Here is a 14,342-nt window from a genome sequence, read left to right as displayed (position 1 = left end):
GTCCTACCGCTGCGACCGGAGCGGTAGGGCGCAGAACAGGCATGAGCTGAGGCGAGACGTAAGTCGAATGTGCCGAAGTTTCGTTTTGTCCGCTCACTGGACAGAAATCCCCTGCCAGAATCCATGGGCAAAAAACGGTCGGTTCTGGCTCCCTGCCCTGACCCACACAAGACCAAAGGTTTAGCTATGTCAGAACCCCTGGGCAAAACGTTGGGGGTTCTGCCACGTTTCTGGCCAGCTGCTCATAGCCGCGCTTCGCCTTCTTCATGTGCAGCTCGAAGCGGGCGTTCTTCGCCTCGGCCTTGGTGTCGTACCAGTCTGTTCGCACCTGGCCAGAGCTCCCGATCCGTCCCCAGTTGCGCACCAGACCCCAGTCTCCAAAGAGACCAGGCACGATCTCCAGCCGGTAGAACCGGTGCAAATTGGCGTCGGGTTCTGTCCTGGTGAGATGCATGGTCCCCTACCTCCACATCCTGGCTGCGATGTCTTGTTCTTCCTTGCCCACGGCATCGGCATAGATCGCTGTCGTGCTGAGCTGAGCGTGCCCCATCCATTTCTGGAGCATGTGCAGAGGAATGCCGTTGACGGTCGCGTTGATCCCGAAGCCGTGGCGCAAGCCCTTGGGGCTGCGGTGCGGCGCATCCGGTATCCCGGCCTCGATCATGATCCCTTTAACAATCTGCCAGACTCGCACGCGGCTGAGTGGCCAGATCGGCGCGCTGGCCTGTTTGCGGGATTTCTGGGCTTCCCTGATGCCGTGGGCGGTGTTGAGGGTATCCAGGTAGTCCGACGGCACCGGAACGCTCCTGTAGACAATCTTCGAGCTGCCAGAAGCATCTTTGCGCTTCTTCAAGCTGCGGATCGTGATCGTCCCGCCCGACAGGTCCACCCTGGCCGGGGTGATCTCCAGCAGCTCTGACGGACGGCAGCCGGTGAAGAGCAACGTCTCGCAAAGTGTACGGTCGCGGGCGGGCTTGCGCCACGCCACGGCCAGGAAGGCGGCGCGCTCCTCGGCGTTGAGGTAAAGCCGGTTTCCGGCGGTGTCATAGAGGCGCATTTCACTCATATTTAACAGTCTGCCCGAATACTGTTAAGCCGCGAAGCAGAAATCATCCCCCTGCCCTATCGATCCACAGGATTTGTGGGCGGCGGGCTTAACACTATTGCCAATAGTGTTAAATTTCCCATCCGACCTAGTGTTCTTTGTCGCGTGGCGGCATCGGATCGTTGCCGCCGCCGAGCGTGTCCTTACTGCGGATTTTTCCGTCCCGCCCCTTCACAGTAAGCTCACCGCCTCCGACATTGACGAGCTTTTCACGTCCGGAAGCAATCGCATCCTTCTGTGTATCGAAGACAAAGCCGCGCCCGGCACTGTTCCGTTTATCCACCCACTTATTGTCCGACGATCTCCGGTAGATTGTCCTGTCTTTATCCTTGCTCATGCTCAGAATCCTTCGTTGTCCACGTCGATATCTGTCTCGACCACTGCTGTTTCGACAAATGCACCGAGCTGGTCCCGCAGTTCGTTATACACATCGTCGTTCTCGTCGCCGGTGCCGAGCGACAGAACAAAAACCGTTTCCATTTCAGGGATTTCTTGGTTGCCGCTATAGCCATAGAGGTACAAATCCCGTGCGTATATCCTGGCACGAATGCGTAGTATATCACCGTCAAAACCAACTCTTTGAAACGATTTTTGGTGTTGCCGGATCGGACTCCATTTGTGGTCAGTGGCGCGAGCTTCCTGCTCGGTCACTTTTCCCGTATCGAGCCCGCCCAACAAATTTTTGAAGCTTGCACCCCGCTGGTACTGAAGCGCTGTTTCAAGGCGAACGCTGAAGTAGTTTGGTCCTGCATAATCTGTCACCATCGGATGCGGATTCACGATTGCGGTTAGGGTGCCCGTCCCTTTCAACTTGCCACTTTTCTTAAGAGAATCTGGTATGGGTAGCTCCCAATAGTAGTTTGCGCTTGGACGAAGAGAGGCACGCCACTGGAGCGTGACGAAGCCCGGCTTGCACTCCCACGGCAACGATGCGGCTGTCGGCGTGCCGAAACCAAGTGCTGGATCGAAGTTCATCCCGTCCGAATTATGCAGCAGCAACGCTTTGACGAGATCAGGTGACGCCTCACGCACCCGCTCCATTGTGTGTGCCGCGAGTGGTGACGTCAGGGAGGTGGCAAAGCTCGATCCCCGGATGACTACGCCGCCCAAGGCGCGGACATGCGAAAAGTGCGAGAGGTCCGGCTTCAGCATGCTGGACGGTCCCGGCCCGCAAAGGCTAACAGGGCACTCGCCCCCCGGATTACCGTTATCGTCATGAACACGGCCGCCAACGGTAATTGCCGCCTCGCAGTCGCCGGGCGGCTGAAGCCGCGTTCCCGGCTTGTTGCCGATAGATATGATGGGCAGAACGACATGCTTCCGTGCCAGCATGGCGATGTCATGCCCGAGTGCACTCACGGCTTCGAGATCGCACGAATAGGGCTGATTGAGCCCACATTCTCCAAGTAAGTCGCTGATTTCGCTGTCGTAATCGTGATATTTCGCATATAAATCATGGCGTTGACGGCTGCGAGGGGCGCGTTTCATGGATCACCTGGAGGGTGCGGGCTTGGCGCGGGGAGATCGGGTTGATTTCGACCGCCGTGTGCGTCTGGAGTTCCGTGGTGCGCAGATCAGTTCAGACGGTGGCCTGCTGGTGATGCGCGAGCTTGATGACGTGCTCGGCCTGTCCAATCTGGCGTCGGAGGCGCTGCGAGACAGCCGCACCGGGAAGAACACGCTCCATCGGCTTGACGGATTGTTCCGGCAATCGGTGTTCGGACGACTGGCCGGATACGAGGATGTGAACGATGCCGACCGCTTGGCCCTCGATCCCGTGATGCGTCAGGTCGTTGGCGGCAGGGCCGTCGAGGCGCAAGCTGCTTCGGCATCGCAGATGGGACGGTTCGAGACCGAGACGCTGGCTCTGGCCGCGAACCGGGCGGCGCTGGCCGATCTGAACGGCCAATGGATCGACCGGTTTCATGACCGCAACGGGTTGAAATACATCGTGCTGGACATGGACAGCTCGGTCAGCCCCACCCACGGCGATCAGGAAGGTGCTGCCTGGAACGGGCATTTCGACTGCACCTGCTATCACCCCATCTTCTTGTTCAACCAGTTTGGCATGCTGGAGCGCTGCGCCCTGCGTAACGGCAATGTCCACAGCGCCGATGGCTGGCGGGATGTCCTTGATCCCGTCATTGCCCGATATGCTGGCCGCGACCTTGGTGGACGCTTCTTCCGGGCCGACGCTGCCTACGCGATCCCCGCGATCTATATGCGGCTGGAAGAAGCCAGGTTCTTCTACGCCATCCGTCTGCCCGCCAACGCCGTCTTGCGCGAGAAGATCGCGCATCGGCTGACACGGCCCGTGGGACGGCCTTCGCTGACCAAGGTCAAACGGTTCTTCGAGGACTTCGAGTATCAGGCGGCGTCCTGGGACAAGCCGCGCCGCGTCATCGCCAAGATCGAATGGCATCCGGGCGAGCTGTTCCCCAAAGTCGGCTTCATCGTCACCAACCTGCCGATGGAGCCAGACTGGGTGGTGAGGTTCTACAACCAGCGCGGCACCGCAGAGCAGCACATCAAGGAAGGCAAATATGCCTTTCGCTGGACGCGGCTGTCATGCCGGAAGTTCCGGCACAACGAGGTGCGGCTGCAACTGCACGCGCTGGCCTACAACCTGGCAACCTTCCTGCGCTGCATCGAACTGCCCGAGGCCATGGCGGACTGGTCGTTGACCAGCCTGCAACTCAAGCTGATCAAGATCGGCGCCCGCGTCGTCCGCCACGCCCGCGCCATTACCTTCCAGTTGGCCGAGGTCGCCGTCACCGGCCCGATGGTGCGGGCCGTCCTTGCCGCCATCCGCCGTCTTCGAACGCCTCCGTCATGCGCATGACCACGATCCATGCCCAAGCTGAACGAAAGCGGCAGGACAGGTCCGTCTGCCGCGCGGAAAAGCGGCTCTGCCGGGCCAGAATGCTGCGGGTTCGAGGCTTGATCCACCCGACTTCGGCCGTTTGCGCGACGACAGACACCGCTCGGGGCGAAAAACGCTTGCCCAGCGAGCAAAATCAGGCGATCTTGAAGTCAAGCGGCAGGCCACTTGGGGAATGTCGGTTTACAAGGCTCATCGATGACACGCAGTTACCGTCCTGACCATGTTCTGTCGCGCAGCCCCTGTTGGGTCGGTGTGACCTGATGGTCATGCAGACCGAAATCGCCATCATCGGCGCAGGCGTTGTTGGCCTTGCCATAGCGGAACGGCTGGTCAGCGAAGGGCATGAGGTCGTCTTGATCGACCCAAATCCCGCCGGGTCTGGTGCATCCTATGGAAATGCCGGCACCATCGCTGATTATGCAGTGCTTCCGGTTGGCACGCCCGATGTGTTGCGCAACCTGCCATCGCTGCTGTTTGACCGGAATTCCCCCCTGTCGATCCGTCGCGCCGCCCTTCCCAGCCTTGCCCCTTGGCTGATCCGCTTTGCCTTTCAATCCCTGCCGGGGCCCGCGCGGCGCAACGCTGCGGCCATTGCCGACTTGCTGGCAGATGCGGCCGGGTTATGGGCAGGATTGGCCGACCGTATTGGTGGGCAGGACATCTTGCAAAAGCGGGGCTGCCTTTACGCCTATGAAACGCGCCGGGCCTTTCAATCCGCCAAGGCAGACATGGCCTTTCGGCGCAGTCTGGGCATATCGGTTGATCTGATCGGCCCAAATGACTTGCGGCAACTGGAACCGGGCCTGCCCGAGGTTGAGGGCGGCGCCGCGTTTTTTCCCAATGCCGTCTTCATGTCCGATCCGGGTGAGATGGTGGGCCGATTGGCGCGTGCGGTGGCGGCCCCAGTGCTGCCGCACCGCATCACCCAACTGCGCCGCGTGGCAGGCGGGGTTGAACTGGCTGGCGGCGACTTCCAGTTGAAGGCACGTAAGGTTGTGCTGGCCGCTGGAGCACATGCACGCGATCTGGCGCGGCAGGCCGGGGACCGCATTCCGCTGGACACCGAACGGGGGTATCACGTCGAATGGGATATGGATGTGCCCCGGCTAACCCGTCCAACCTGCCCGACCACACGCGGTTTCTATCTGTGCCCGATGTCCGGTCGCTTGCGGGTCGCAGGCACGGTCGAATTGGGCGGGTTGACCGCACCACCCTCGCCCCATCGGGTGGCCCGGTTGGTCGAAGGCGCGCGCGCCCTGTTTCCCGATCTGCCCGAACCGTCGCGCGATTGGATGGGGTTCCGTCCCAGTTTGCCCGACAGCCTTCCGGTCATCGGGCCGTCACGCGGCGGGGCCGATGTGATCCATGCCTTTGGTCATGGCCATATCGGGCTGACACTTGCCCCCATCACGGCCATGCTTGTGGCGGATGTTCTGGCCGGGCGAACACCTTGCCGCGATATCGCTGCGGTCCGGCCACAGCGTTTCGGGCTTTGATCCGCCCCTGACCCCGGCTAATCAAGGGTAAATACGCAGGAATTCGCGGGAAATCCCTTGCCGCAGAACTTGCCGATCCAACTCCTTATGGGGGAGATCGTGCTTCGCGCGCCGGACCGCCGGCGCGCGAGCAGGAACATGAGCCCGGCGAGAAGGAAGGCTCCGTAGCGCAGCGCCCCCCCACACCCACGGGCTGGCCGTGATCCTGCCTAGGAGGACGGCAGTCACCGCCGCCCCCGGCGCCAGTCGTCGAGGCGGGCATAGATGGTGACTGCGATGCCACAGAGTGCCACCGCGATGAACACCCAGCGCAGAGTGTCGAGATACGGCACCAGCGGCAGGATGGCGGATTGCGTCTCGGCCAGGACGCCCTGTGCCACCTCGACGCCCGCCGCGCCCAGCGTCGCCACGCCCGCCGTGCCACCACCCTTCATCGTGCGGCTGTCGGCCAGCACCTCGCGGGCGGGCGGCGCCTCGGCTGCGAATGCGGTCGCTCGGACCGGGAAACGCTCGCCCCACTGGCGTGCGGGGCCGAGGTCCACATGGATGAACCCCGTTGAGGGAGAAGTTCCAAACCCGCGTTTCTGGGTTCGCCGCCATCACACTATCGAGATAAGCCACAAAATCTTGAGGATCGACGAAGGCGCGCGAGCCCTTCTTGGCTACTGCTTGCACTGTACCGACTTGGCAGTAAAGCGGCGGCAAGGTCAGATTGTTGTTCCAGTCATGCCCTTGCACTACGAGGGACGTAACCCAGTTCCCGTGCTGCGTGTCGGCTTCACCATCCGCGATAAGCGGCGGCGCGCGCCAGACTTCCGCATTACGGTAAGAGGTGGCCGTGAGTCCGCCATCAACGACGCCGACGATCGGTAGCGTCGTCATGTTTTCCGGCAAAGGGCGATCAGGTTCCCTACCCTCGCCTGGCGAAGTGGAACTGATCGGCTGCACAGGCTCGATACGGAACACTGTGCCCGAGGCAATCAGGTGATCTAGCGCACCACGAGACGGCACCAACACGGTCGTGCGGGCGCGGTGGTGCTGGCGATAGGTGCGCATCGCAAGATTTATGCGATCGCCGCTAGCCGCTGCCGCTCTCAGTGCGCGGCGCATCACGACCGGCACATCCTCCGTAACCGTACCAACATCTACGCCTGCCAGAAGCGGTGGCGGCGGCACGATCGTGCCATCGCGCAGGGCGGCAAACCGCTCGATTAGTTCTTCGGCCGCATCGCGGCCACGCAAAGGCATGAGCCAGACGACAAAGGCTTTGCCCGCATCTGTTTGCGGTGCGGCTTCCCAAATCGTATCGAGGCTGGCCGAGCCGCCTGCATCCGCGCTTTCGAAGAACCGCACAGCTTCAATGCGAGAAATATCCACCTGATCCTTGGCAAGGCGGCTGCTCTCGACGATGTTCGCATATCCGTCAAGCTGATCCGCTGCGATCTCGACCAAGTATCCCGAACGATAGGGCGCAATCAGACGCGCGCTGCGCGTCGCCTGAAAGAGGTCGTTCGGCGTATAGCTTGGCGCAAAAGAGTCGTCGAACATGGAGGCATATAGCACCACCCGGCCATCGAAGCGTGGCTGCTGCGCTGCTTGCTCTGCTAGGTCGCGGAACTGTCTCGACAGCGCACGTCGCTGTTCGGGCAAACGATCTGTTATGATGCTGTCTGCGTTCTTTCCGCCACCCGATACACCCTCAGGCTTCGGGTCCTTGGTGAAGCGAAGGACCGGGTTCAGAAGCGGACGCCGGGGAGTATCAACCATCGAGCGCCTCCTTCAAATAGCGGTGTACCATCTGGCGGCTGACGCCGACGATCTTGGCGATGTCTGATTGGCTGATGCCGCCCTTGTCTTGCAGCAGCAGTGTCAGTGTCTTTTTGTCGGCCGTGTCCAGCTCACGGTTATCAAGCAGCCGGGGGCTGCCGGTGCGCGATGCACCCACGGCTAGCAAAATATGCGCTAGACTAGCATTCTGATTGCTCAGGATCGCCCGCCGCCGTGCCGCAAGCGCGATATTTTCGATGTCCGCGCCATTGAGTCCGTCTGAGACCCGCGCCAGCAGACGGCCGTCATCCTTACGCGCGTCATCACCTTGGAACAGAAAATGCTCCCACATGCTGGCACGCACATCTTCATCAGGCAGGTTCAGCTCAACTTTGTAAGGAAAACGCCGCCAGATCGCTGGATCGAGGAGATGCGGATGGTTGGTTGCACCCACCGTCACAACATCATCGGTGAGAGAGTCGAGCCCCTGAAGAACAGTGTTCACCACGCGCTTCAACTCGCCCAGTTCGTGCCGGTCGTCACGGAGCTTGGCAATGGCATCCATTTCATCAAGAAAAAGGACGGCATTCCGTGCGGGGACGAATTCAAATATGCCCCTGACGTTCTTGGCAGTTTCACCCAACCTGGACGAAATCAACGAGTCGAGTCGTACTACATACAATGGCCGCTGGAGCAACGCGGCGATGTGCCCCGCCATCAAGGTCTTACCGGTGCCAGGCGGTCCATACAAAAGCAACCCGAGACGTGCGGAGACACCCTTCTCGGTCAGCATTTCAATATGCCGTGCGTCCTCGATAAATTGTGAAATCGTTTCCCCTGCATCCCCGCCCAACATAATCGGCGTCGTTGGCCATTGCCCCTCTTCAATGAGGGGAAGACGAGACCCAGCATCGCGCGGCAAGGCCTCGGCATAACCGGACGCCTGAAGCGGCACGCCCCGCTTGCGCAGCAGGTTCTGAAGGGCCTTTGCTCCCTCAGCATCATTCTGCTCAGCCATCCGCTTGGCGATCTTACCGCCCAGCCGTCGCACAGCGGTGTAGTCTGCCGTCATGGCGGCTTCTACAAGAGCGTTTATGAGTGATTTGTCAACTTCCATGACGCTATATGTATCATGTAAGCCAAAAATGTAAACTCAAAAATGTTATATGTAAACTAACGCCGTTTGCTACATAGACTTGCAGTAAACTTCCCACATTTTCTCCACGAGTTGTCCTTGTGTGATTCCAAGCCGCTCGGCTTCAGAAGCTATCGCTTCGCCAACCTCCGGAAAGATTTTCGGATGCAGCTGGTAGGTCCTGGGGCTTGGTTTGCGCCCGGGCTTTTTTCGCGGAGTGCGATCAACGAACCCCCTCGCCTCTCCTACCTCATCCACGCGCCGGACTTCTTCAACGGTCGTCCCTTTCGGGCGCGCCTTTAGTCCAGAAAGCCTATTTGAGCCGCTCATAAACAGCCTCCGCGAATGCTTGGGCGTTGATCAACGCCTTATCCACTTTACCGCCTGTCATCATCTCAGGATCATTCATCATCGCGGTCAGATCGCCGCCATAGGCAAACAGCTCCGAGAAAGCTGCGCGTGCTACCAAGGATGGCTCGATCACGTCGATCCCTGCCCCTCTGAGCTGCTCTTCCAGCTCCTTCTGGACGCGGCTTTTGACTGCTGCACTTGTCTTGGTCAAAACTACGGCATGTCGGATCGAACGCCCGAGCGCCTCTTCCTCCTCTCGCACCAATGCCAGTGCTTCGGAGCCAATCTCTGCATCGAGGGCCGTTGGCTGCATCGGTACGATCACCAAGTCCGCCTGGGAAATCGCCCGACTTACTAGCTGGGAGGCAACCCCTTCCAAGTCCACGATAACGATTTTGCCATCGCCGTCGGCGCTCCGAATTGTTGGAACAATCTCTGAGCGGCCAATCTCGCTCTTGAGGGTCACGCCTGTGGGGATGCCGTGTGATGCCCACCTGGTCAGAGATTTGTTTGGGTCGCAGTCCAGCACTGTGACATCCGCTCCCATGCGGGCGAATTCAGACGCCAGAAGTACAGCGCAAGTTGATTTACCAACCCCGCCCTTGGGGCTTGCCATGACGATAACGGGCATTGCTCAATCCTGCCGCTTTGTTGTTACCGGATTTATACCCTGTACCGGTAAAATATCCAACACCTGATTTAAATCCATAACCGGAATTATTTCTATTACCGGTTTTTAATCCTACGGCCTCCCTCGCTTCTCGAACCATTTCCGGCAAAACCCGACAAAAGCCCGATCAGCATTCCGAGGCGGCTCTACGCACCAGCTGCGCCATTCCTGTTCAAGAAAACGTACATCCCATCCAGGAGCCGCATGGCGCGCTTCTTCGTAGGTGTCAGACTGCAAAGGCGGAATGCTGCCCTCCACGAGCGAGGTGGGTGACATCGTGCCACGATTGGTGAAAACCACCATGTCGGCGTCATCCTCAAAGGTAACGTGGTAATCCGGCAAGTGGTCATGCTCTACGAGCTGCCGGATCATCTGCCGGAAGCGCTTCTGAGGGCTTTGAGAACCCGTCTTGAGAAGCAGTTTGGCCAGCGTGATACGCCAGGACTTCTGTTGGCCACAGTGCTTTCGAGCAATTTCGTACACCCGCCGTTCTATGGGCTTACGCAGACGGAAGTAGTCCCTATGTAGGGTCAGAACTTCTTCGTTTCGGATCGCGTTGAAGACCCAATCCGACAGCTTCACCTCACACCAGAGCAATCGACCATCGAGACCATGCTTGCGACGGATTGAGGAAGCGTCGATCAGGCCGAATCCATCGACCTGTTCTTCATCTCCGGTCACAATGTTCGTCCTGATGCGGGTTCCTTCAAGACGGTCCAAGGCATCGAGAAGGGACTGATACTCCCGGCCACTTGTACCGCGATTTGTGAAGATAAGCAGCTCTCTGGAATTGATCCGAACACGGGGCGAAACAGGAAGGCCTTCCTTCAATTTCGCCATGATCTGGCTGATGCAGTAGATCAAAATGTCTTTGTCGTAGATCGTTGCTAGGCCCTTCACACTGGGCGTGATCTGCAGCCACTTATTGCCATTCTCATATCGCTTGATCGTCGTTTCCGGCTTCTTTGAAAGCGAGTAGAACGGATGCTCCATATGTTGCATCACGTCCTTCAACACGGCGTCAGCGACATCGCAGATGAAAAGGTCGTGCTGCGGGTGACGATCCGGAAGGAGCGGGGCGAGGGCGTTCGTGTTATCAGTTACCATGGGTACACATTCGTGGTTTTAGTTACCACAGTCAAGATTCGTGTTATCAGTTACCCAAAGCAGGATTTTAGTTACCAAGATTCGTGTTATTAGTTACCGGGCATCATAAGAAGTTGTTAAGTTTCAAGAGATTACGAGTAATCTGCTCACCCGTAACACAGATTCTAACACATATATAACACCCAGACTGACAGGCTCAGTCGATCACCGACAGCGCTTCACCCATTACCGCCGGTAGAACACGCACGCATCAACACCCGTGGTTGTCGTGGTCCAGGATGCCCCGAGGACAGCGCATGTGGACACGTTGCTGGCTAAGAAACGAGGAAGAGTCACCGTCAGCACCAAAGCCAAAACCAATGCACCCAGACCAAACCAGGGCAGGCGGCTTTTGAGGCGATCCGCTTTCTGTTCCCGTTCGAATACCTCTCGATAGGCTCTGGACCTGTCATCCTCAGATCTGGCCAAGGCTCCAATGGTCTTGTCCGTCTGGACGCCAAGGCGTCTGACAATCTCTGTCATCACGTCTGCGGTTGCACCCAGATGACTGTCGAGGGTCTGGCCCAAAAGATCCCCGTATTTTTTCGGATTGGTTTGATCCCGTGCGGCGAAGGCAGCGATCCGCGCTTCTGTGGCAACCTTGATCTGCTTGTCTGCCACGGCGGTCAGATCATCGATCCTGTCGGACATGCTGGCGACAGCCGTGGCCATGAGATCGAGCGTTTCGCGCAGATCATCGTCGGAGAGGGCAGGGAGGTCGGGTTGGTCTGGCATCGGGAGGCGTCCTTCGGATTACTGGTCCTGCGGGACGAACAGCCCCTTGAACTCAGGATCGGCGTAGTAGCGCAGCTTCTGCGCCACGGCGGTGGCTTGTCCCTGCACGCGCAGGAGTTGATTTTCCGGGGGAAGCTGCATGATTTCATCGGGGGTCAGCAGATCGCGGCCCGTGAGGTTGTTGCTGAAGCTGGGGCCGTCACCGGGCTTGAAGCTGTCGGTCTGGAATCCGGCAGTTTCCTGGCCGATCATCTGGCTCAGCCACTTGGCCGTCTCGAAATCATTGACCCCGAAGACCTGTTGCACCCCGGTATTGGCAATGAAGGTGCCCGCGCGTTCGCCGTAGAGGTCCTTGAGCTGGCTCATGTCCTGCAGGATCGGCCAGAGTTGGAGGCCATATCCCGCCATCAGCCCCATGGCGCGCTCCACGGCCTCCAAGCGGCCCAGAGCGGCAAACTCATCCAGCAGGAACAACGTGGGCGTCCTGAGGCGCTGTGCAGCCCCCTGAGCGCCTACAGGGCCACTCTGAGGGGCCACTGAGGCTTCTGCGTCCCGTGCGATGTCCTGAAGCGCCTGAGACACCAGAAGGCGCAGCCAGCGGCTGTAGGCGTCCATCCGGTTCGGGGGCAGCACCAGAAACACCGAGGTGATCCGGTGGCGCAGATCGGAGAAATGGAAATCCGACCGCGACAGGACTTTTGCAATGCGCGGGCTGTCCAGAAAGTGCGTGTGGCGCTGTGCGTTGGATAGCACCGAGGCGGCTTCCCGATCTGCCTTGCCGAGGAAGCGGTTGGCGGCGCGGGCAATCAGTCCGCCCGCCGCATCGCTGTCCTGCATCAGCTCCAGCAGCGCGCGCAGCTTTTCCGGGGGCAGGGTGAGATATTCCCGGACGGTGGCAAGTGTCCGGCGGTTGCGATCCTCGTGGCAGACACAGAACATGATCAGCCCGCCGAGGATGGCCTTGGCTTCCTCGTTCCAATGCGCTTCCGAAACCTGTCCCGGCGGGTCCATGACCAGCGCCTCTGTCAGGGAGGCCGCATCCTCGCCCAGATCAAGGCTGTCCGGTGTCAGCCGGTCGAGTGGATTATAAGCGGCAGAGGGATGGCCGCTGACCTCAAACGGATCAAGGACGTGGACCGTTCCGAACCGTCGCCGGGCTTCCCCGGCGATCCGGGCATTCTCGCCCTTGGGATCGATAACCAGGACGGAGCGCTCAGCCGCCAGCAAGTTCGGGATCACGGTGCCAACGCCTTTCCCGGCTCGTGTCGGGGCGAGGGTGATCAGGTGGGCAGGACCGTCATAGCGCAAGAGCCGCCCAGTGTGCGGATTGCGCCCGATCAGAAGACCGTCTTCGCGCTGGAGCTTCTTCAGCTCCTTGCGGTTGGCGAAGCGGGCCGAGCCGTGGCTTTCGCCGTTCAGCCCGAAGAAGGCGTCCGCGCCGGAGGCCATGCGCCAATACTGGAACCCGAAGATACCACCGACAAAAATGAACGGGCCGAAGACCAGCCACTGCCATGCGCTTTCACCGGGTGGCTGGTCAAAGAAGGCAAAGACGAACGGCGTGGCGACAAGTGCCCCGATCATCGCGCCGAACACGACAGCGCCGATCATCCAGCCCAGCAGGATGGGTGTGAAGATCAACCGACCGAAGAACCGGAACAGCCCTCCGAAGACGAGCATCACGCCCCGCATCAGGACGACGTGTCCTGATCATAATTGGACGGAGCAGGGGAGGGCGACCCAGAGGGAGTCCCCCAGTCCGCGAAGGCCTTGCGATCCTGTTCGCGGGGCAGGTTGCGGATTAGCCGGTCGAGCATGGTAGCAGCCCCGGAATCCCGTTCCGCCAGATCAAGCAGCGCACCGCCTAGGATGACCTTGCGCCGCGTGTCGAGTTTGCGCTGTCTGGTGGCTTCCCGGTTCTTCAGTGCCTGAAGACGGGCCTTGGCCTGGGCGTAGCGTTTCTCGGCTCGTTCAAGTTCGGTTTCTGCCAATGCGCGTCTCCATCTTTGAAAAGAGCAGGTGGCCAGGTTGGTCTTGCCAGATCGAGACTAAGCGCTTACCCGTAGGCCTGTAAAGGACAAGGGCGCACTTATGCAAACTCTCCACCTGCGGTTTCGAGCTTTGCGTGCGATCTCTCTGGGGCAAAGCCCCGGCCGATGGCCATCCCCTTCGCTGCATGCCGCCGCGACATGGAAGGGCGCGCTGCCCCTTCCAAACCATCCCAGCCCAACCTCAGCGGTTGGATCGCGTCCCGCAAGGTCGCGCCAGCGTCTCGCCCGATGCCCCACGGTGGGGGCCGGTCTGCCGCTAGCGTCTCCCTTGCGGGAGGTTCGTGTCGTCGGACCTGACGGTGCCGACACGAACCGGGTTTGCCCCCGGCAAACCGCCATTGATCTGTCCCCATATCCCGCCCCCCATGAGGCTGGGGATCTGGGGGCAGATCAATGGCAAGCCCGCGCGTCGGAGAGCCGTTGGCTCGCCTCAAGCAGGCTATCTTTTCCCCTCAGACCGCGCCGGTTCCGGGCGCACTCTTGCGGAGAAAAGACGGCTGATCCGATGGCCAATGTCAGGGCACCGGCACGGATCAGCTCCGGCGCGTGGGCGCGTTTGCATCACAGGCGAGGGGAGGGCGCATGGCCAGCTACCACCTCTGCGTGAAGACGATCAAACGCAGCGCCGGGCGCTCTGCCACGGCGGCGGCTGCCTACCGTGTCGGCGAGCGCATCGAGTGCCAGCGCGAAGGTCGCGTCCACGATTACACCCGCAAGCAGGGCATCGAGGAGACCTTCATCCTGACCCCGAAGGACGCCCCGGACTGGGCCTCGGACCGGTCCCGCCTCTGGAACGAGGCTGAGGCCAGCGAGACCCGTCGCAACTCCGTCACCGCCCGCGAATGGGAGCTGGCCCTGCCGTCCGAGATCAGCGCCGAGGCTCGGTCGCAGATCACCCGCGACTTCGCCCAGGAGCTGGTCAGCCGCTATGGCGTGGCCGTCGATGTTGCGATCCATGCGCCGCACCGGGAAGGCGATCAGCGCAACCACCACGCTCATGTT

13 protein-coding genes and 1 pseudogene are annotated in these 14,342 nt (G+C 60.2%); 3 read left to right on the top strand and 11 right to left on the bottom strand.

Going from position 1 to position 14,342, the window contains the following annotated elements; all coding sequences use genetic code 11:
- Window positions 1-184: 184 nt before the first annotated feature.
- The 4 genes from AB9K34_RS01055 to AB9K34_RS01040 form a co-directional block, all read right to left on the bottom strand.
- Complete coding sequence (locus AB9K34_RS01055) at window positions 185-454, bottom strand: WGR domain-containing protein (protein WP_369952620.1); 270 nt, start codon at window positions 452-454, stop codon at window positions 185-187.
- A gap of 6 nt (window positions 455-460) precedes the next feature.
- Window positions 461-1,066, bottom strand: coding sequence for a tyrosine-type recombinase/integrase (locus tag AB9K34_RS01050; protein ID WP_369952619.1), 606 nt, complete (start codon window positions 1,064-1,066; stop codon window positions 461-463).
- 127 nt (window positions 1,067-1,193) lie between these two features.
- Window positions 1,194-1,442 carry a DUF2188 domain-containing protein gene (locus AB9K34_RS01045; protein WP_369952618.1) on the bottom strand — a complete coding sequence of 83 codons (249 nt, stop codon included), beginning with the start codon at window positions 1,440-1,442 and terminating at the stop codon, window positions 1,194-1,196.
- 2 nt (window positions 1,443-1,444) lie between these two features.
- The gene (locus tag AB9K34_RS01040) at window positions 1,445-2,593 is read right to left on the bottom strand and encodes a S8 family serine peptidase (protein ID WP_369952617.1); all 1,149 of its coding nucleotides are present in this window, start codon (window positions 2,591-2,593) and stop codon (window positions 1,445-1,447) included.
- Between AB9K34_RS01040 and AB9K34_RS01035 the strand changes: the two genes are divergently transcribed.
- Entirely contained in the window at window positions 2,592-3,947 is a 1,356-nt protein-coding gene (locus tag AB9K34_RS01035; RefSeq protein WP_012112698.1) for an IS1380-like element ISPme1 family transposase, read from the top strand. The two genes, AB9K34_RS01040 and AB9K34_RS01035, sit on opposite strands and share 2 nt — an antisense overlap.
- A 302-nt stretch (window positions 3,948-4,249) precedes the next feature.
- Complete coding sequence (locus tag AB9K34_RS01030; RefSeq protein WP_369835234.1) at window positions 4,250-5,485, top strand: NAD(P)/FAD-dependent oxidoreductase; 1,236 nt, start codon at window positions 4,250-4,252, stop codon at window positions 5,483-5,485.
- Window positions 5,486-5,709: 224 nt separating this feature from the next.
- On the opposite strand, the pseudogene AB9K34_RS01025 reads toward AB9K34_RS01030, so the two are convergent.
- The 7 genes and pseudogenes from AB9K34_RS01025 to AB9K34_RS00995 all read right to left on the bottom strand — a co-directional run.
- A pseudogene (locus AB9K34_RS01025) lies at window positions 5,710-6,063 on the bottom strand (peptidase M15); the annotation flags it as partial.
- Between the two features lie 1,181 nt (window positions 6,064-7,244).
- Entirely contained in the window at window positions 7,245-8,369 is a 1,125-nt protein-coding gene (locus tag AB9K34_RS01020; protein WP_369952616.1) for an AAA family ATPase, read from the bottom strand.
- A gap of 331 nt (window positions 8,370-8,700) precedes the next feature.
- Complete coding sequence (locus AB9K34_RS01015; RefSeq protein WP_369952615.1) at window positions 8,701-9,369, bottom strand: ParA family protein; 669 nt, start codon at window positions 9,367-9,369, stop codon at window positions 8,701-8,703.
- Window positions 9,370-9,480: 111 nt separating this feature from the next.
- Window positions 9,481-10,515 carry a replication initiator protein A gene (locus tag AB9K34_RS01010; protein ID WP_092465423.1) on the bottom strand — a complete coding sequence of 345 codons (1,035 nt, stop codon included), beginning with the start codon at window positions 10,513-10,515 and terminating at the stop codon, window positions 9,481-9,483.
- Between the two features lie 225 nt (window positions 10,516-10,740).
- Window positions 10,741-11,289 (bottom strand): hypothetical protein, encoded by a 549-nt coding sequence (locus AB9K34_RS01005; protein ID WP_369952614.1) that lies wholly within the window; start codon window positions 11,287-11,289, stop codon window positions 10,741-10,743.
- An 18-nt stretch (window positions 11,290-11,307) separates the two neighbouring features.
- Window positions 11,308-12,981, bottom strand: coding sequence for a type IV secretory system conjugative DNA transfer family protein (locus AB9K34_RS01000; protein ID WP_369952613.1), 1,674 nt, complete (start codon window positions 12,979-12,981; stop codon window positions 11,308-11,310).
- On the bottom strand, window positions 12,981-13,280 hold the full coding sequence (locus AB9K34_RS00995) for a mobilization protein (RefSeq protein WP_369952612.1): 300 nt from the start codon (window positions 13,278-13,280) through the stop codon (window positions 12,981-12,983). The genes AB9K34_RS01000 and AB9K34_RS00995 overlap by 1 nt, the downstream gene beginning before the upstream one ends.
- A 642-nt stretch (window positions 13,281-13,922) precedes the next feature.
- On the opposite strand from AB9K34_RS00995, the gene mobQ reads away from it, so the two are divergent.
- A partial coding sequence (gene mobQ / locus AB9K34_RS00990) for a MobQ family relaxase (RefSeq protein WP_369952611.1) occupies window positions 13,923-14,342 on the top strand: 420 nt, incomplete at its 3' end.

The sequence above is a fragment of the Sedimentitalea sp. XS_ASV28 genome (genome assembly GCF_041224545.1).
GTDB lineage: Bacteria > Pseudomonadota > Alphaproteobacteria > Rhodobacterales > Rhodobacteraceae > Sedimentitalea.
This window is presented reverse-complemented; position numbering and strand designations above follow the sequence as displayed.

Excerpts from the sequence above, each read along its gene's own strand:
- AB9K34_RS01055 (WP_369952620.1), bottom strand. The coding sequence starts at position 454 with ATGCATCTCACCAGGACAGAACCCGACGCCAATTTGCACCGGTTCTAC.
- AB9K34_RS01050 (WP_369952619.1), bottom strand. The coding sequence starts at position 1,066 with ATGAGTGAAATGCGCCTCTATGACACCGCCGGAAACCGGCTTTACCTC.
- AB9K34_RS01045 (WP_369952618.1), bottom strand. The coding sequence starts at position 1,442 with ATGAGCAAGGATAAAGACAGGACAATCTACCGGAGATCGTCGGACAAT.
- AB9K34_RS01035 (WP_012112698.1), top strand. The coding sequence starts at position 2,592 with ATGGATCACCTGGAGGGTGCGGGCTTGGCGCGGGGAGATCGGGTTGAT.
- AB9K34_RS01040 (WP_369952617.1), bottom strand. The coding sequence starts at position 2,593 with ATGAAACGCGCCCCTCGCAGCCGTCAACGCCATGATTTATATGCGAAA.
- AB9K34_RS01030 (WP_369835234.1), top strand. The coding sequence starts at position 4,250 with ATGGTCATGCAGACCGAAATCGCCATCATCGGCGCAGGCGTTGTTGGC.
- AB9K34_RS01020 (WP_369952616.1), bottom strand. The coding sequence starts at position 8,369 with ATGGAAGTTGACAAATCACTCATAAACGCTCTTGTAGAAGCCGCCATG.
- AB9K34_RS01015 (WP_369952615.1), bottom strand. The coding sequence starts at position 9,369 with ATGCCCGTTATCGTCATGGCAAGCCCCAAGGGCGGGGTTGGTAAATCA.
- AB9K34_RS01010 (WP_092465423.1), bottom strand. The coding sequence starts at position 10,515 with ATGGTAACTGATAACACGAACGCCCTCGCCCCGCTCCTTCCGGATCGT.
- AB9K34_RS01005 (WP_369952614.1), bottom strand. The coding sequence starts at position 11,289 with ATGCCAGACCAACCCGACCTCCCTGCCCTCTCCGACGATGATCTGCGC.
- AB9K34_RS01000 (WP_369952613.1), bottom strand. The coding sequence starts at position 12,981 with ATGCGGGGCGTGATGCTCGTCTTCGGAGGGCTGTTCCGGTTCTTCGGT.